This is a genomic window from Paenibacillus sp. FSL P4-0184 (genome assembly GCF_038004625.1).
Taxonomy (GTDB): Bacteria; Bacillota; Bacilli; order Paenibacillales; family Paenibacillaceae; genus Paenibacillus_AQ.
In genome coordinates this window covers 792,883-810,175 of sequence record NZ_JBBORN010000001.1, presented here as the reverse complement: position 1 = coordinate 810,175, position 17,293 = coordinate 792,883, and the positions used below count along the sequence as shown (strand labels likewise).

At 44.0% G+C, this 17,293-nt stretch carries 16 protein-coding genes; 7 read left to right on the top strand and 9 right to left on the bottom strand.

All coding sequences use genetic code 11. The features are described 5' to 3' along the window. The first annotated feature begins 9 nt into the window (after positions 1–9). Genes phnW through pbfA form a run of 3 tightly spaced genes read left to right on the top strand, consistent with a single transcriptional unit; the run spans position 10 to position 3,261 of the window. Complete coding sequence (gene phnW, locus MKY52_RS03460; protein ID WP_341049852.1) at positions 10–1,104, top strand: 2-aminoethylphosphonate--pyruvate transaminase; 1,095 nt, start codon at positions 10–12, stop codon at positions 1,102–1,104. Continuing rightward, positions 1,101–1,916 (top strand): phosphonoacetaldehyde hydrolase, encoded by an 816-nt coding sequence (gene phnX / locus MKY52_RS03455; protein ID WP_341049850.1) that lies wholly within the window; start codon positions 1,101–1,103, stop codon positions 1,914–1,916. The genes phnW and phnX overlap by 4 nt, the downstream gene beginning before the upstream one ends. Then, entirely contained in the window at positions 1,906–3,261 is a 1,356-nt protein-coding gene (pbfA, locus tag MKY52_RS03450; RefSeq protein ID WP_341049848.1) for a (R)-1-hydroxy-2-aminoethylphosphonate ammonia-lyase, read from the top strand. Before phnX ends, pbfA begins: the two co-directional genes overlap by 11 nt. 319 nt (positions 3,262–3,580) lie before the next feature. Here pbfA and MKY52_RS03445 read toward each other — a convergent pair whose 3' ends face one another. Continuing rightward, a complete protein-coding gene (locus MKY52_RS03445) occupies positions 3,581–4,639 on the bottom strand; it encodes a UvrB/UvrC motif-containing protein (protein ID WP_341049846.1) in 1,059 nt (352 codons plus the stop codon). A gap of 169 nt (positions 4,640–4,808) precedes the next feature. Here MKY52_RS03445 and MKY52_RS03440 point away from each other — a divergent pair, with 169 nt between their 5' ends. Further along, positions 4,809–5,531 (top strand): hypothetical protein, encoded by a 723-nt coding sequence (locus MKY52_RS03440; RefSeq protein ID WP_341049844.1) that lies wholly within the window; start codon positions 4,809–4,811, stop codon positions 5,529–5,531. Positions 5,532–5,726: 195 nt separating this feature from the next. Here the strand turns inward: MKY52_RS03440 and MKY52_RS03435 are convergent, their stop codons facing one another. Beyond that, a complete protein-coding gene (locus MKY52_RS03435; protein ID WP_076298380.1) occupies positions 5,727–6,698 on the bottom strand; it encodes an S-layer homology domain-containing protein in 972 nt (323 codons plus the stop codon). An 86-nt stretch (positions 6,699–6,784) separates the two neighbouring features. Next, complete coding sequence (locus MKY52_RS03430; RefSeq protein WP_042185493.1) at positions 6,785–7,576, bottom strand: SDR family oxidoreductase; 792 nt, start codon at positions 7,574–7,576, stop codon at positions 6,785–6,787. A gap of 176 nt (positions 7,577–7,752) precedes the next feature. On the opposite strand from MKY52_RS03430, the gene MKY52_RS03425 reads away from it, so the two are divergent. After that, a complete protein-coding gene (locus MKY52_RS03425) occupies positions 7,753–9,732 on the top strand; it encodes a translation factor GTPase family protein (RefSeq protein ID WP_341049842.1) in 1,980 nt (659 codons plus the stop codon). 6 nt (positions 9,733–9,738) lie between these two features. After that, the gene (locus MKY52_RS03420; RefSeq protein WP_076298377.1) at positions 9,739–10,260 is read left to right on the top strand and encodes a GNAT family N-acetyltransferase; all 522 of its coding nucleotides are present in this window, start codon (positions 9,739–9,741) and stop codon (positions 10,258–10,260) included. A gap of 69 nt (positions 10,261–10,329) precedes the next feature. Here the strand turns inward: MKY52_RS03420 and MKY52_RS03415 are convergent, their stop codons facing one another. The 5 genes from MKY52_RS03415 to MKY52_RS03395 all read right to left on the bottom strand — a co-directional run bounded on the left by MKY52_RS03415 (position 10,330) and on the right by MKY52_RS03395 (position 15,619). Next, positions 10,330–11,208: a DUF3298 and DUF4163 domain-containing protein gene (locus MKY52_RS03415; RefSeq protein ID WP_042124758.1), complete on the bottom strand. Its 879-nt coding sequence runs from the start codon at positions 11,206–11,208 to the stop codon at positions 10,330–10,332. A gap of 1 nt (position 11,209) precedes the next feature. Further along, positions 11,210–11,716 (bottom strand): RNA polymerase sigma factor, encoded by a 507-nt coding sequence (locus MKY52_RS03410; RefSeq protein ID WP_341049839.1) that lies wholly within the window; start codon positions 11,714–11,716, stop codon positions 11,210–11,212. 58 nt (positions 11,717–11,774) lie between these two features. Then, positions 11,775–13,643, bottom strand: a complete 1,869-nt coding sequence (locus MKY52_RS03405) for an acyltransferase family protein (protein ID WP_341049837.1) — start codon at positions 13,641–13,643, stop codon at positions 11,775–11,777. Positions 13,644–13,831: 188 nt separating this feature from the next. Then, on the bottom strand, positions 13,832–14,917 hold the full coding sequence (locus MKY52_RS03400; protein WP_341049833.1) for a stalk domain-containing protein: 1,086 nt from the start codon (positions 14,915–14,917) through the stop codon (positions 13,832–13,834). Positions 14,918–15,055: 138 nt separating this feature from the next. Next, entirely contained in the window at positions 15,056–15,619 is a 564-nt protein-coding gene (locus MKY52_RS03395; protein ID WP_341049830.1) for a CGNR zinc finger domain-containing protein, read from the bottom strand. A gap of 168 nt (positions 15,620–15,787) precedes the next feature. Here MKY52_RS03395 and MKY52_RS03390 point away from each other — a divergent pair, with 168 nt between their 5' ends. After that, positions 15,788–16,282, top strand: a complete 495-nt coding sequence (locus MKY52_RS03390; protein WP_188114522.1) for a DinB family protein — start codon at positions 15,788–15,790, stop codon at positions 16,280–16,282. Positions 16,283–16,361: 79 nt separating this feature from the next. Here the strand turns inward: MKY52_RS03390 and MKY52_RS03385 are convergent, their stop codons facing one another. After that, positions 16,362–17,255, bottom strand: a complete 894-nt coding sequence (locus tag MKY52_RS03385) for an AraC family transcriptional regulator (protein WP_341049828.1) — start codon at positions 17,253–17,255, stop codon at positions 16,362–16,364. Positions 17,256–17,293: the final 38 nt, after the last annotated feature.

The window sequence follows — 17,293 nt, the reverse complement described above, 5'->3', positions numbered from 1 at the left end:
GTTAGGGCCATGAACAACTATAAATTGCTGACACCCGGTCCATTGACAACTACTAACACGGTCAAAGAGCAAATGTTCTTTGACCGTTGTACTTGGGACCAGGACTATAAGAACATTACACAACAAATCAGATCCAGACTTCTGGATTTGGCAAGGGCAACGAACGATGAATATACGGCAGTTCTCATGCAGGGTAGTGGTACGTTTGCAGTGGAATCTGTGCTGACGACGGCGATTTCAGCGGATGATAAGCTTTTGATTATTACAAACGGTGCCTACGGAGAACGTATTGTGCAAATGGCGCAATATATCGGACTCCATTATCGTGTGTATAGTGCCCTATATAATGAATTCCCCCAAGAGGCAGAGCTTAGAGGGATTCTTAAAGAGGATCCAGCCATTACGCACATTGCGATGGTGCATTGCGAGACGACGACAGGGATTCTTAACCCGCTTGAGATGATCTCACAACTGGCAAAAGCCTACGATAAAACATTAATTATCGACGCGATGAGCAGCTTCGGTGGAATAGAGATGGATGTACCTGGGCTTGAAATTGACTATTTAATCAGCAGCGCCAATAAATGTATTCAGGGTGTTCCGGGATTTGGGTTTGTCATTGCAAAGCTGGATAAGCTGCTCACATGTAAAGGGAATGCACGTAGTCTATCACTTGATCTATACGATCAATGGAAGGCGATGGACGCGGATGGGAAATGGCGCTATACGTCTCCGACCCATGTAGTCGCTGCATTTTCGAAAGCGATTGAAGAACTGATCGAAGAAGGCGGCATTCCTGCAAGGGCAGCAAGATACCAGAATAATAACCGCATACTGAGAGAAAGACTTGCGAGAATAGGAATAGAGGCGTATATCACAGACGATAAGCAGTCTCCTATTATAACCACCTTTCTTTTTCCGAACGAGACATTCAGCTTTGAAGATTTCTATGAATATGTGAAAGAAAAAGGCTACGTCCTCTACCCAGGCAAATTAACGGAGCACGACACCTTCCGGATTGGGAATATTGGTGAGATTTACGAAGAAGATATTCAGAACTTATGTAATATTATCGAAGCATACATGGGAGGAATGACACAATGAATCAAGTCGAAGGCGTAATTCTGGACTGGGCAGGAACAGCGGTAGATTTTGGCTGCTTTGCACCGGTGAATGTGTTCCTTGATATTTTTCGGGAAGCTGGGATTGAAGTTACGATGCAGGAAGCTAGAGCCCCTATGGGGATGCTGAAAATAGATCATATCCGCGCGATGTTATCCATGCCAAGAGTAGGTGCCTTGTGGGAAGAAAAGTATGGCAGAGCTTTTACTGAACAGGATGTAGAGAACCTGTATGCTGAATTCGAACCGGCCCTGATGGCATCCTTATCCAAATATACTGATCCGATTCCGCAGGTTATTGAGACCGTCCAAGTGCTCAGAAGCCAAGGACTAAAGATTGGTTCAACCACTGGATATACAGAGTCCATGATGGAAGTTGTAATTCCGAATGCCGCTGGGAAGGGCTATCAACCGGATTATGTAATCACGCCAGATGGAACGCATTCACTGGGAAGACCTTACCCGTATATGATTTATCATAATATGGAAGCTTTAAAGCTATCGGCAGCATGGAAGGTTGTTAAGGTAGGCGATACGATTTCAGACATTCAAGAGGGTGTTAATGCAGGCGTCTGGTCCGTAGGTGTAATCATTGGAAGCTCTGAAATGGGCTTAAGCCAGGAGGAATTTAATGCACTTTCAGCTGTGGAGAAGGAAACGGTGATCTCTGCGACACAGACCTCTTTTATACAAAACGGGGCAGACTTTACGATTCAATCGATGAGTGAGCTGCCTCAGCTGATTGGGCGAATCAATGTACTGATTTCTCAAGGAATCAGACCTTATGCGAGATAATCATGAGCTGAAAAGAGAAGGCGACATCAACTTTAGCCCCTTGCGGACAGAGTGGATGACCCAGTTAAGCGCTGTGAGTATAGATAGGATCGAAGCGGACGAGCGTGCATATATGCGACAATCCATGTCAACGCCGTGCTTGAACAGTATCGTAGATGCTGAGGGATGTTATATCACAGATGTGAATGGACGCAAATATCTTGATTTTCATGGAAATAGCATTCATCAGATTGGCTATAAGAATCCTTACGTAACTGAAGCTGTGAAAAAACAGCTCGACGAGCTACCGTTCATTCCAAGAAGATTTACGGCAGATATTGCGGTGAAAGCTGCAGAAGCTTTAATCAACAAAACGACCTCAAAGGACTATAAAGTATTATTTACGCCTTCCGGAAGTGCAGCTGTAGGCCTGGCCCTTAAGATTGCTCGCAAATGGACGGGGAAGCATAAGGTCATCTCCATGTGGGAGTCCTTCCATGGCGCGGGGCTGGATACAATCGCTGTCGGAGGAGAATACGTGTTTAAAAAGGACATGGGCCCGCAAATGCCAGGAATGCTGAAAGCCATTCCTTTTAACGCATACCGTAACCTGCTGGGAAGTCATTCCCATGAAGCAGTGGCTACCTTCTGCCTCGACTATCTGGAATATATGATTCAGCATGAGGGAGAGATCGGGGCGATCTTACTTGAGCCTATTCGGGCGACGGATACGCATATCCCGCCTATCTCTTATTTCACAAGATTAAGAAAAATATGTGATGAATATGGGATTCTGCTGATTTTTGATGAGATTCCTACAGCGCTGATGCGAAGCGGTAGGTTCTACGTCCATCAGAATTTCGATATCGAACCGGATATCCTCGTGCTTGGAAAAGGGTTAGGTGGAGGGGTGATCCCGCAAGCAGCGGTGCTTACCAGAACGCTATATGATTGTGCGGGGGATATTTCTTTGGGGCACTATACCCATGAAAAACCGGCGTTAGGAAGTGCAGCGATCTGTGCCACTATCGATTATATCGATGACTTAAATCTGCAGGAACAATGTATCAGCAGGTCTGAATTTGTAAGAGAAAAGCTTGAGACTCTGTCGGCTAAACATCTTTGCATGGGAGATGTCCGTATTGCTGGACTACTGATTTCTATTGAACTTGTGAAGTCCATAGGGACTAGAGAGAAGAATGAGGAATTAGCTGAGCGAGTACTGTATTATTGCTTGGAAAAGGGTCTTTCTTTTAAATTGGCAGGAGGGAACTGCATCACTTGGCATCCTCCGCTTATTGTATCTGAAGAGCAATTAACTTTTGCTGTTAATCTTCTGGATGAAGGATTGTGTAAATATAGTTGAGAGATAGGCAAGCTTCAAAACAGGTTTCTTCCGCTCCGTACATAGGGGGAGAAACCTTTTTTGTCGTTTAAGGAGTGAAGGACCTGCTCTCTTTGGGTAAGTTTAGAGTAACAGTTAAAATAATGGCTTATTACTAGGAGGAGATAGATGTGGGAAATCCATTGAAGGAATGAAAGAATAGTGTGAATGGCCTATAAAAGATTGTTGAACCGAAACCGAAAAACGAAGCCTGCAAAGGCAGGCTGTCGTTAACTTGTATAAAATGAACTGTAGGAGCGATAGCGCCTGCCTTTGTCGTATTCACGACCCATACCTAGAATTAAAAATTATACGAATGGGCGGGAGCAGCATTTAAAAAGATACGCAACAGCTCGTCCACCGCAGTGTCTAGACGGGAAGGACTTTCGGCTGCAAGCCAATCCTCTTGCACGATGATATAGCTGCAGGAGCTGCTTTTTAAATAGCTGTATATAATTTGTGCTTCGTCAATTTCATGGCGAGTAATTGCTGCCGGGGCCTGGTTAAGTTCACCGCGGAAAGTGTCCACAATCGCTGATGCTATAACGGCTTGCAGGTGGGTAATATCGGGTTGAGCGTATTCGAGCTTAGTATGCGCCAGGATACGATTGCCTTTGAGCAATATGAGTTTAAGCGTCTGTTCATCCATGGCTTCAAGGATCGCGATATTCTGATTCTCTGCAGCGAATTCGATAACCTTCTCTTTGTGATTCAGGAAGCTGATGGCTCCGATGTAATCCCTATATTTGGCGGCGGTTTCGAAGTCATATTGCTCTGCGGCCTCTGTCATCTGTTGTTCCATCTGTACAAGAAGGCTGGCATCCGTTCCGTTTAGTAGGGCTATGACTCTATCAATGATTGTATTATATTGAACGGCGGCTTCTCCGCCTGCACACATCCCTATGCATAAGCCAAGCGAATGGTTTAGGCATAAGGAATTTTTGAAGCTAGGATTGCTGCAAAGGATTCTTGAGCTTTCCTTGATACCTTGTACGGCGCGTTCCACAGTACTTCTGCTCGTGTAGGGACCCCAAATCTGATTGCCTTCCTGAACAGCAGGATCATAGGTAATCTCTAACGAATGCATTTTATCATCCGTTCCTATTACGATATACGTATAGGCCTGTGGATTTTTCATTTTTCTATTGTACATGGGTTTTATTTCTTTAATTAATTTGCACTCCAGCATAAAAGCTTCAAGTTCGGTATCTGTAAGGATAATATCCAAATCTTTAATATGTCGAACGAGCTGTTTTACCTTTGGGGAATGAGACTTCGAGTTTTGAAAATAAGATTTTACTCTCCGTTTCAGCTGTTTCGCCTTACCAACATATATAATATGGCCGAGGCCATCCTTCATGAGATACACGCCGGGAGTCAGGGGAAGGCTCTTTAGTTTCTCTGATAAATCGATAGTAACCCCGCCCTCTCATAAAAGTTGTATGATTGATAGTTTTAGTATAAGCTTGCAACCTTCATTTGTTCAAATCAGTCTAAAGAGCGAGGGATCAAAGACGAGGAGGGATCTTATGTACTTCGCAAGAAATATCGGTGGTTTGGCGCTGATAGCAGCTATGTTATGGCTTACAGCATGCAGAGGAACGCCAGAAGCGGGAACGGAGCCGAAACAGACGCAGACCCAGACGCCAGAGCAGTCACAAACGGCACAGCCAGTCGCTACGAAGGAACCACCACAGGAGACGGCGCCACCAAGCACGGAGCAGCCCCAGGATCTAGAGGGTTTGCCGCCATTAGTTGAGGAAGCGGCATCTACGGTGATGAACGCGCTTAGGAACAAGGATATGAACCAACTGGCTGCATGGGTCCATTCGGAGAAAGGACTTCGTTTCTCTCCCTATGCTCACGTGGATACGAAGAATGATCTTGTGTTCAATAAGGATGAAGTAGAAGGATTAATGAAAGACTCCACCAAAAGAATCTGGCGAACGTTCGCTGGCTCGGGTGATTTAATCGAGCTGACATTCGCAGATTACTACAAACGGTTTGTTTATGATGCTGACTTCATTCAGACAGCCGAGATTGCTGTGAACAAGGGGCTTGGTCAAGGCACAATGATTAATAACTTAAACGAAGTGTATCCAAAGGATCAATATGATTTCGTTGAATATCATATTGAGGGAATCGATCCTTCTGTGGAAGGGATGGACTGGCGCAGCTTGCGCCTAGTTTTTGAGAAGATTGGAGAGGATCATGCTCTAGTGGGCATTATTCATGATCAATGGACGCCCTGAGAAGTAGAGGTTTTTATTAGTCCCATCTGCTACATTCACCGAATCTACCACATTCGCGCAAAAACTACGTTATCAAACAAAGTATGATTTAGAACATAGGAAAGACCTCAAAAAACGAAGGTGCCTCATTTGCCATTTCACGGCTTTTGGGGCACCTTCGTTTGATTCGTTCCATAAAAGTCGAGTCCGGAGCTTTTATTGCGTAGCACTAGAAGAATAAGATGTAGATCCGGATACCGATTTAGCGATCGCTTTATATCCCTCTGGCAGATAAGTGACAACAGATGCTTTTGAGATCACCTGTGCGTACATTTTTCCTGGATCAGGAGCAGTCACATTAAAATAAATCACTGCGGTCTTGTCTTTGCCAAATTCGATTCGCTCAATCACTAGTCCATATCCAGAATGCGGTAAGTTGTTAACGGTCAACGTAGCCTTGTTTACTCCTTCACCCGCTTTGGTTAGTGTAACCTCAGTCTCATAGGTTGGAGTAGTAGGGCTGCCATTAGACACAATTACGCGTTTGGCAAAAGCAGCTGCATCGTAGGTCATAGCGGCTGCTTCCGAACGGGTAATGGCATCATTTGGCCGGAAATTACCGTTCTTATCGAGTGTGGCGATATGTGTATTCAGCAGGATCTGGAGACTATTTATAACCTCTGTAGAAAGTTTATCGCCATCCTTAATGTCTACATACATCAGTGTAACCGGGAAGTTACCTTTACTTTGCAGTGCTTGCGTCAATAAGTGAGCGAACTGAGCACGGGTGATGGTTCCGTTAGGATCTACTGTTCGATCAAGTGAAAGACCATTTTGCTTGGCAGTCAGGAAGGCTGAAGCATACCAGGATTTGTCGTTCACCTTATCAAAATAATCACTAGCTTTGGATGAGCTGTTACCCGCCTCTGGCTTCGGAGACAGATTCAGACCCCCAACGATGAACTGAATCCCTTGGGCAAAGCTTACTTTAGATTTAGGCGCGAACTTATCTTTGTCTACTCCATTTATAATCCCCTCTTTATGCAGGGAGTTAATTTTTGCTTCCGCAGGATCACCTTTCAAATCCGAAAAAGCAAAAGCGGATGCTCCAAATGACAGGCTTGCTGCTAGAATACCGCAGGCTATCGTCATTGTTTTGACATTACTTATGAATAATGATTTCTTCATTATGCGTCACCTCCATACTCTTAGATGGTAGATTAGACCAAAATGTTGCAGGCAATTTAAAATATTATAAAGATTCAAGTAAAACGTTATCCGCGAAGGAGTGACTCGGCACCATCTACATAGATCTCAGTTCCTGTGACATGGAAAGACTCATCCGAGGCGAGAAATAATACTAGATTGGCTACTTGTTCAGGTTTACCGGGCGCATCTTCCAGAGGATGATTGCCTTTCGGAAATTCTACAGGAATCTTCACTTCTTGAAGATCATCGCTCTTATCCGTATTATCTCCAATTTGAGTGTCGATCGATCCAGGACAGACCGCATTTACGCGGATACCGTATTGCGCCAGCTCTAGCGCAGCCATTTTCATAAAAGCGACTTGTCCAGCCTTGGAAGAGGAGTACGCAGCAGCGCCGATGTTCGAGAACACTCGATTTCCGTTAATAGAGCTAGTGATAATGATGCTTCCGCCATTTTCTTTCATATGGGGGATAGCATATTTTACTGTGGCAAAGGTACTGCGTAGGTTGGTATCTAGCGTCTGGTCCCAATCTTCGATTTCTAGTGTTTCTATTGGAGCCCATGTACCATTAATGCCAGCATTCGCAAAAATAATATCAATCTTCCGAGCCTCATCCGCAACCTTACGAATACTTTCTTCGACAAGACCCGGATTGGAAACATCGCATTCGATAACTGTAGCTGTTCCTCCAATGGATTCAATTTCACGTTTAGTTTCATAGGATTCCTCAGGGGTGCGATCAAGCATATATACCTTAGCTCCGTGCTGAGCAAACCTTATGGCTGTAGCTTTTCCAATACCGGACCCTGCGCCTGTGACTACTGCAACTTTATTTTGCAAACGTTGATCTAACATGATGAATTTCCTCCTTGGCGTTAGACTTCTTACTTAGTAATTACATACCCGGCATAGCTGAATTTAACCAATTTAGTAGGAGGGTGGAACAACAAGGAGGGATGTATTACTATGAGACATAAGGATGTGTACAATATAAATTTAGATCAATCTAGCTCATGATAGGGGTACTATAGATGATTCAGCAGCAGGGAGCAGAACGGATTAATGTGGGGATATTTGCCCATGTGGATGCCGGCAAGACAACAACAACAGAGCATATTTTGTATGAAAGCGGTCGCATTCGAGCGCTCGGCAGTGTAGACAGTGGGACAGCATTGACGGATTCTATGGATGTGGAGCGGCAACGAGGAATATCCGTTCGGGCGGCATTAGCTTCTTTTGAATGGAAAGGTGTGCAGATCAACCTCGTTGATACACCAGGACACGTCGATTTTCTGTCAGAGGTTGAACGGTCTTTGCGAGTGATGGATTGTGCGGTGCTAATTTTGTCGGCGGTAGAGGGTGTGCAGGCTCAAAGTGAGATGATCTGGAACGCGCTGAGGAAGCTGGGAATACCGACGCTTATTTTTATGAACAAAATGGATCGTGTAGGTGCAGACCCTGAGGCTGTGCTGGCCCAAGCGAGAAATTATTTATCTAGTGATATCATTCCTGTTCAGCAACCGATAGGCAAAGAGCAGGAGTACATAGAAGCTATTGATTTATGGGGAAGTGATACTGATCCAGCTGCACAGACAGAATTATTTGAGGCATTGGCTGAGCGGGATGAAGACCTACTAGAGACGTATATGTCAGGTAGTTCGATTGATCTTGCAGCTTGGAAAAAATATATGAAGACAGCTTCCGCTTCAGGACGCTTCTTCCCAATGGTTTATGGTGTTGCCGCCAAGGGGCTTGGCATTACTGCATTGCTGGACGCGATGGTTGAGTATTTTCCGCGAGCTGGTGGCAATGTTGAGGGGCCGGTGTCCGGCATTGTCTACAATATTCAGCGTGATAAAAGCATGGGGCGAATGGCGTTTGTCCGCCTTTATGAAGGAACGATCCGTAACCGCGATACGGTAATGAACTACACGCAGGATATTCAGGGAAAAGTGACCCAGATCCGCAAGGTCGAGGGTGGTCGTACTGAGGATGTCGGATCGCTTGAAGCGGGGGATATCGCTGTAATCTATGGTCTTTCAGGGGTACGGATCGGAGATGTACTCGGCCATCCGGAGGCGATTCCGGAGGAAGCGAAGCTGGCTGTACCGCTGCTAACGGTGCGCGTATTCTGGGGAATCGATATGGATGACCATAAGGTTATCGGAGCATTGCAGGAGCTGGCGGATGAAGATCCGCTCTTGGATGCGCAGTGGCTGCAGGATGAGCGAGAGCTGCATATCAAAGTAATGGGACCTATTCAGCTGGAGATTCTGAATAGTGTTCTGGAGGAGCGGTATGCGCTGAAGGTTACCTTCGGTCAGCCTTCTGTTATCTATAAAGAAACGCCAGCCTCTGCTGGGGAAGGCTTTATCGCTTATACGATGCCGAAGCCGTGCTGGGCGATTCTACGGTTTCAGATTGAGCCCGGACCTCCTGGGAGTGGTTTAGTTTATGATTCGATAGTGCGGAGTTCCGATCTGCTGCCGCAATATCAGAGCGAGACCGCACGGCGTGTACCAGAAGCCTTGCAACAGGGCTTGTACGGCTGGGAGGTTACCGATCTTAAAGTGACCTTAATCGAGGGACAGCATCATGTATGGCATACCCATCCGCTGGATTTTGCCGTAGCCACTCCTATGGGGATTATGGATGGACTCGCGCGGGTAGGCACTAAACTACTGGAGCCGATTCTTCAGGTTCGTATCGTTGTTCCTGAGGAGAATGGCGGCCGAGTGATGAACGACCTGGTTCAGATGCGCGGCACCTTCGAGCCACCTGTGCTGCAAGGCGAGCGGATGATCATCGAAGGCCGTCTGCCACTGGCAACGTCGCTCGATTATCCGGTTATTTTAAGCTCCTACACGAAGGGGCGTAGCACGTTCACTTCTTTTTTTGCCGGCTATGAAGAATGTCCTCTAGATGTATCCGCAGAGCGTACCCGCCGGGGTGTGAATCCATTAGATCAAGCTAAATATATATTAAGCGTACGAAAGGCGCTGCAGGGGTGAGATAAAATGAAGATCAGAGAAGCAACAGCTAGTGATATAGACGGGATCGCTTTCGTCCACGCTACGAGTTGGAAAACCACGTATAAAGGACTAATATCAGACGAGTTTCTTGATAATTTCACAGTAGAAGCTAGAAGGAAGCGCTGGATTCAGAATTTTGAAAATCCCAATAAAGACGAGGTAATGTATGTTGCTGAAGATGAGTCTGGGATGATCATTGGCTTTGCAAATGGAGGGGCGCGAAGAGAGCCGGATCTCTACGATGCGGAGCTTTACGCACTTTATTTGCTTAAGGAACACCAAGGAAAAGGTCTAGGGAAGCAGCTCATAAGAAGTGTAGCACAGAATTTATTGAAGAAAAATTATAGCTCGTTCATGACTTGGGTGCTGGTGGGCAATCCGGCGATTCATTTCTACCACAGCGTTGGGGGAGAGTCTATCTCAAGTATAGAAGTTAAGATAGGGAATGAATTATTAGAAGAAATAAAAATAGGATGGCAAGACATTAGAGGCATAGGGATTGATTAATGACTTTTCACGCAAAAAAAGACTCATAAGGGATACAAAACGCATACCCCTTATGAGTCTCATAATGATTTATTTAATGTACGTACGGCTAACCAGAACATCTGCAATTACATCTGTTGGAATGATGAATTCTCTAACGCCCATGTAGCCAGGAGCCACATCATATTTGTTAAAGGAAATAACCAGCTGGTACTTATCGTTGATATAGAAATCTTGATCTTTAGCTATATTTTCAAATTGATAAAAAAGGTCCTCATTGGGTTCATCTGTTGAAATCCAGTAGAACATATCTTTATCTGCTTTCATTTGGGAGCGCATCTGTTCCTTAATATTTTCACTTATGATACTGATATATCGATCATCCTTAAATAACATAGGCAGACTTAGCAGGATTTGATTCTTCTTGTCTATCGTATCGTGCTGCATTGTTGTTGACGATGAACCTACGGTATTTACCACGTATCTGCTAATAGCAAATAGCTCAGCATTGTCCGTTTTAACCTCAAAGCCTGTATCGACCCCTAAATGACCCTCTCCGGATTGCTTTAAAGACTCCATCTCTGCTTGAAACTCATCATATAGTTTTTTGTTTTCTTCGAGATATTTTTCATTCAGAGTCGATTCCAGCTCTTTATTCTCTAGGTTAGTAATGATGGGAACCTTTATGTCTGCATTATAGGTCTGCTCATCCACTTTGTATTCTCTAAAAGTTAGCACTTTAACAATACTGTCTACACCAGGTATAGCGGAGAAGGCGTTGGCAATGTTAACATTGACATTAATCCCAATCACGAAAAATAAGGCTGCCGCACAAACTCCAGATATCCACTGGTAACGTATTCTTCTTATCTTCCTTTTCTTTAATGCTTTACTTACAACGAAATCTAATTCCTCAGGAATAGGGAGTTTGTTATAATCTTCTATAATTTTTTTGATTTGGTTATCCATTCTAATTGATCTCCTTTGAGGATTCTTCCTGCATGTTGACTCTTAATAACTGGAGTGCTTGATATAGTCTAGTCTTTACTGTATTGACGTTTTCATTTAATACTTCCGCAACTTCCTCGATCTTTAAATCTTCGATATATCTAAGGACGATGACATTTCGATACTTAAGGGGTAGATCATCAAGCGATCTTTCTAAATCAATATCTGGATACACGTCTACCGCACCAGGGATAAAAAAGTCGAGTGCTTCATCATCTACTAGTTGAACTCTTTTATGTTTCCTCAGAAAATCCAGAGAGGTAGTTACTACGATTCTAAACAACCAACTCTTTACGGATTCTGGGTTCTTTAGCAACCCTATAGAGGAGAGAGCTTTATAAATCGAATCCTGAACAACATCTAATGCATCCTCTTTGTTCTTCACATAGCTGTAAGCTAGACGGTATATGTTCTCCTTGTTATCTGTAATACAAAGAGTGAGTAATTTCTCTTTATTCCTCTTAAGCATATTCGTAAAACCCTTCTCTTTTTATATTGCGTAGCTTTAGTTTGTTAGATTACTATTCTCATTGATTCTCCTTTTGTATGGCTTTAGCTACAAGTGCTGCATAGGATTTGGCACCTTCTCGTTTTAGATGAACGCCATCCTCATAGAAGTAAGAGTCCTTTCCTTCGCTTGAGGAATGCCAGTCTACAACCATAGCGTTGGGGAATTCTAAAGCCACTTTCTTAAGCAAAGTATTCACAGTATTTTGCCATTTTTTCGGTACACGTGTGTTTACTAGTACGACTTGCTGAACATCTTCAAGTGAAATAAGTAATTTCCGCAATTGATTGGAGTTAAAAGCTCCGTTCGTACCTAGATTAATGATCACTCGAGTGCCAAGTTTCCCCTTCGTCCTAAGTTTATCGACCACTTCTTGTGCCTGTGACATCTGCCTGCCTACCTTACCATCGATAACAATGCCTGGCAGAAGTTCTTGTAGATAAGGAGCAGCATCGAGGATTACGGAATCACCTATCGCAGTAACACCTTTACCTGCTTCTTCTACCTGAGGCTGAGGTTCTGGCTTCTTCGGTGGATCTACTGGTACAGGCGCAGGTGTTGGTACATTTTGAGGGGGCACTAGTGTGACATTATGTTCATTCTTATCGGGATTAGTAATAGTGCCTGTATTCGGATCTGCGGATATCTTAGTATCCAAGTTGCTACTGCAGGATATGGACAATATGATTAACGGGACTGCAATAAAGATGAATAAGGGTCGAATCTTGAATTGCAGACGAATGCTTAATTTCGTACACCATCTTCCTAATAAACCTTGACGAATAGGTTCTTCGATATATTTCCACGATAGTGAGGCTAATAGGAGGCTAACTCCCAGCTGAAAAAGAACACGGAAACCATCGAACCCACCTGTATCTACTGTAGGATTAGTTAGAATGATGACTGGATAATGCCATATGTAAATACTATAGGAACGTACGCCAATCCAACGCAAGGGCTTGCAACCCATGATTTTAGCTAGTCGGCTCGCAGGATGTGCGAGTACAGCTATTACAATTGCGGAAAGGATCGACACTAGAACCAAGCCGCCATAATAAAGAAATTGTCCGTACTCATTCGTCCGCCAAATCATAAGAATGAGGGTGATTAATCCGATTGCACCACTGAAGTCAAGGATATAGCGAGATCTGCGTGAAATCTTATCGGTCAAATTTTGACTCGGCCATGCTAGAGCGAGAGCGGCTCCAATCAGTAGAGCAAAAGCTCGGGTATCAGTACCATAATAGACTCGGCTTGGGTCAACTCCAGGTTGATAGATTAGCGCCATAGCAAGTGCCGAGAGGAATGCCCCTGTTAGACACATCACAATGAGTTTACCTCGCTGAGGTGCAAGGCGTAACCCTACAATAATAACCAATGGCCAAATGAAGTAGAACTGTTCCTCAATAGCGAGCGACCACAAATGACCTATAGGAGAAGGAGGTCCAAAGCTCTCGAAATAAGATACATCGTGAAAAATAAGCCACCAGTTATTGAAGTATAACGTTGAAGATAGAAAGTCCCCTTGTAATGCTGCTAATCGTGAACGATCGAACACCAGAAGCCACATAGCAGTGACAAAAAGCATGACAAACATAGCAGGCAATAGCCGTCGCGCTCGTCTGATCCAGAAATCTTTAAGGTCGAACCGTCGGTCTTGCTTCCACCTTTGGATGATTTGATCCGTGATCAGATATCCAGACAGAACGAAGAATATTCCGACCCCTATAAGTCCTCCTGGAGCCCAATTGAGGTCGAGATGATACGCGATAACTGCGATCACAGAGAGTGCGCGAAGTCCATCTAGTCCCGGCATATAACGCCTTCTAGTCGTGGAATTGTCAGGTTCTAAAGAGTTAGTCGGTGGTGTAACCTTGATTTCTTTCATGGTAGTTCATTCCTTCGTCATGAGTTGTCTTATGTCAGCAAGACGTATGACTAACTTAAAAAAGTTCTTAACTTCTCTTGGTAAATAAAGGAGTGACCATGAATGGATCAGAAATCGGTACACAATTGCCTATGAATTTAAAAAGGCATTCTAGAACAAAAAATCATTCTGGAATGCCATTAGCCTAATTAGCCGTTCTTAATTTCCACACGTAAAATATCCGTAACCATTTTAACCGGAACGTATATCGTATCGTTCTTTAGGATAGGAGCAGTACCTAAAGTGACAGGTGCCATTTTGGCAAAAAAGTAAGAATCTTTACCTAAGGTAACATTTGTCCACTGTGCACCTTTCTTCAACTCAGCTGAGCGCGACGTTTGATTCCACTTGATTTCAAATCCTAAACGATTCGCCACATCTCGTAATGACACCATTGAAACCCCATTAGCATTCTTAAATGTAGCTATTGTACTTAAATCGAGCTTCGGGTTGTTCGTAATATGGGTACTGAAACGAAATTCAGGAGTTCCCATGGCGCCTGGAGCGATACTATATTTAGGGAAGAGGATGACAACCTCACCATTTTCAATATAAAAACCTTGTTCTTCGTCGATTCCTTTGAAATCCTCAATAAAATAGTTCTCAGGTTCCTCATTGATCTTCGCAAGGATACCGGCATTCAACTTTTCCTTAAAGTCGTTTCCAAAGAAATCTGACAAGGCAATCCGCTTCGCTTGTTTCGTATTAAATACATTGTATGTATCTACACGAGGCATGCCCGTTCCACCAGTGTCTCCTTGAGAAGTAACAACAAGTGAGATCATTCCAGAAGGGTTATCCGATCCATTTTCTTTTAATTCATAAATAATGTATAGCTCATATGGACGATACTCGAAACCAGCCTTTTTAGCGTCTGCTGCTGCTTCAGTTGCATCCTTTTCCCAAAGAGCAAGGTCTTTCTGCGCATTAGAGAGAATGATACTGTTGATTTCTTCCTGAGCCTTAGTGTCCAACATACCTACGATCTGTGGCACTTTAATATTTGTATTCAGAAGCTCCGTTGAAGATGTGAGAATTACTTCTTTGATTTGGATCCCAGTGTTATTGATGGTGGAAATCGGTACAGCTGAAATCGGGGCATTGATGGCAGGCTTAGTCGTGTTCACTGCATCAGCAAAAGCAGTGCCATTCATTGGTAACATGCCAGCGCTTATTCCCACAACCGTTAATCCGACTACACCAAGCTTCAATACGTTAAAAGGGCTCTTTTTCATTGTTTGTTCACGCTCCATTTCGTTGTAATAAGTGTGTTATTAGCGCACTTACTAGCAAGACGTATTAGGAGTGTTGAAAAGTTTGGGGGGGATAAATGTTGATCGAAATTCGTCATCCCGCATGAGTTCCTTTAATAGTCACTCCGAACCTTTTTCAGCCTTCTTCCGCGCCCGGAACCGCCGCACCTTCATGAGGTTGCCACAAGCCTTGTCATCGCAGTAACGCTTAGAACGGTTACGTGTATCATCATAGTACACCCAGAGACAATCAGGATTCTCGCAGATACGGAATCTTGAGGGTTCTTTTTCAAGCAAAGCCTCCGCAAAAGACGCCGCTATCTCCGCCATCACCTGCTCCCAACCGCTATGTAGTGGCAATAATGAAATCTCCGCTTGCTCGGCACTTTTCCATATCATTCGCCGCGTAACAGGACCCTTGTCCATATAGATATTGAGCTGCTTCAGCATTTCTCCATCCATCGATTTTCCTTGTACAATAGCCTGTACCCAGTCCCATAGTAGGGATCGAAGCTTCATTAGCTGTTCCAGTTCTATCGTATTCGGCAGCTGTGTTTCTAGCAGAACATGCTTCTTCAGCCATTTCGCAATCCACTCCGGATCTTCGAGTTCATCCCGATCCTTATTCTTATCTCCTGTTCGCCAATCCCGCCAGTAACTATTAATGAAATCCTCCCACAACACGTCCTGTTCATCCTTTCCGCACAACTCTCAATTACAACGATTGTAACAGTTAAAAATAAGATTAGCTAGTTACTTGATTGAACCATGGAAATATGCTACATTTCTAATGTAACCACTATATGATGGTTTAAGTAGTTACATAATTTAGTTAGTATTAGGAGGTTGAACATGCAAAATAAAATCAGTGAGGTTCTGCTGCAAAATTGGGATTATTGCATGGATATCGAGGATTGGGCCCCGCCGTTAAGTGATGCACTGGAAGGTGTGGACAGTAAACAGGCACTTTGGAAGCCAGAGGGGAGTACAGTCAATTCCATCTGGGAGACGGTTAACCATCTAACATATTATAAGGTGCGTTTGCTGCGAAAGTTAAAAGGGTTGCCCAAACAACCTGATGCTGAAAGCAACGATGATACCTTCACTGTAACAACGGAAGGGGAAGAAGCATGGGCGAAGGCCGTTGCAGACCTGAAGGACGTGCACGCTGCTCTTAGAGAAATCATTGAGGCGTTGGAAGAAGGCGCATATGATTGGGGTGGTTCGGGTCATGCTCCAGGGGAAGAGGTAATGAGTCTTATCCTGCATGATTCATACCACACCGGACAAATTATTATGCTTCGTAAACTGCAAGGCTCCTGGGTTTCCAACCGTAGTTTTAATTAGAACCTCTACAATAAAAATATAAGCCACACTCCACTATACTGGTTTACCTGGTGCAGCGGTCGTGTGGCTTTTCTTTATTTTAACCTTTTGGGGTGCTTCGATATTGAGTCGGCGAGCATCCCATTATTTTTTTGAACAATCTAGAAAAGTAGTAGGGGTCCTGCATCCCGATAGCACTAGAGATTTCTTTAATATGTAGATCGGTTAATGCCAGCAGTTGACTGGCACGCTGCATTTTGAGGCGCAGATAGAATTCAATCGGGGGAACCCCGGTTTCTTGATTAAATAGATAAATTAGATGCTGCTTCGATAACCCCATATACTTCGCTACATCCGGGAGTGAAATGGAGCTGTTAATTCGATCTGTCATGTAGCGAATGGCTTGCTCAAGATAACGTTCGTTCTTTTTATCTTGCTCAGAGTTCATGGTACTCAATCCCACGTGGCTGATCAGATGACGAATGCACTGAGACACATAGATATGATTACGCATGGCATAAGGCTTATCCGATAACAGGGCATAACATTGCTCGAAATCTTCGATCCATTGGGTATGAAGGTTCAGTGTAAAGGTTAGCGGCTCTACGTCCATGGCATAAGTTTGAATCAACGCAGCGGCATGCGTTCCTTTTAGATGCATCCAGTAGATCGTCCAGGGATTCACATCTGAAGCACCATATCGATGGGGTGTTCCGGCAGGAATGACAGCTAATTGCCGTTCTTTTATTTGGATCAGCTTATTGTGATGACGCTCCATCCACCCTTCACCCTCTACGCAATACATAAGAATATGCGAGTCACATCCTTGTGGACGCTCTCGATAATGAAACTTCGCTCTTGGGAAGCAGCCAATGTCACTTACATAGAAGGAATTTGTTAACGGATTCTCATATAATTCATTCATCATGAAATCGGGCAGCACAAAAAGCTTCTGCTCATCGAAGCCATCCGACTTTAATGAGATATCTGTCATGATAACCCTCCTTTTTAAGAACATAATTTATTTATTTG

Excerpts from the sequence above, each read along its gene's own strand:
- phnW (WP_341049852.1), top strand. The coding sequence starts at position 10 with ATGAACAACTATAAATTGCTGACACCCGGTCCATTGACAACTACTAAC.
- phnX (WP_341049850.1), top strand. The coding sequence starts at position 1,101 with ATGAATCAAGTCGAAGGCGTAATTCTGGACTGGGCAGGAACAGCGGTA.
- pbfA (WP_341049848.1), top strand. The coding sequence starts at position 1,906 with ATGCGAGATAATCATGAGCTGAAAAGAGAAGGCGACATCAACTTTAGC.
- MKY52_RS03445 (WP_341049846.1), bottom strand. The coding sequence starts at position 4,639 with ATGAAGGATGGCCTCGGCCATATTATATATGTTGGTAAGGCGAAACAG.
- MKY52_RS03440 (WP_341049844.1), top strand. The coding sequence starts at position 4,809 with ATGTACTTCGCAAGAAATATCGGTGGTTTGGCGCTGATAGCAGCTATG.
- MKY52_RS03435 (WP_076298380.1), bottom strand. The coding sequence starts at position 6,698 with ATGAAGAAATCATTATTCATAAGTAATGTCAAAACAATGACGATAGCC.
- MKY52_RS03430 (WP_042185493.1), bottom strand. The coding sequence starts at position 7,576 with ATGTTAGATCAACGTTTGCAAAATAAAGTTGCAGTAGTCACAGGCGCA.
- MKY52_RS03425 (WP_341049842.1), top strand. The coding sequence starts at position 7,753 with ATGATTCAGCAGCAGGGAGCAGAACGGATTAATGTGGGGATATTTGCC.
- MKY52_RS03420 (WP_076298377.1), top strand. The coding sequence starts at position 9,739 with ATGAAGATCAGAGAAGCAACAGCTAGTGATATAGACGGGATCGCTTTC.
- MKY52_RS03415 (WP_042124758.1), bottom strand. The coding sequence starts at position 11,208 with ATGGATAACCAAATCAAAAAAATTATAGAAGATTATAACAAACTCCCT.
- MKY52_RS03410 (WP_341049839.1), bottom strand. The coding sequence starts at position 11,716 with ATGCTTAAGAGGAATAAAGAGAAATTACTCACTCTTTGTATTACAGAT.
- MKY52_RS03405 (WP_341049837.1), bottom strand. The coding sequence starts at position 13,643 with ATGAAAGAAATCAAGGTTACACCACCGACTAACTCTTTAGAACCTGAC.
- MKY52_RS03400 (WP_341049833.1), bottom strand. The coding sequence starts at position 14,917 with ATGAAAAAGAGCCCTTTTAACGTATTGAAGCTTGGTGTAGTCGGATTA.
- MKY52_RS03390 (WP_188114522.1), top strand. The coding sequence starts at position 15,788 with ATGCAAAATAAAATCAGTGAGGTTCTGCTGCAAAATTGGGATTATTGC.
- MKY52_RS03385 (WP_341049828.1), bottom strand. The coding sequence starts at position 17,255 with ATGACAGATATCTCATTAAAGTCGGATGGCTTCGATGAGCAGAAGCTT.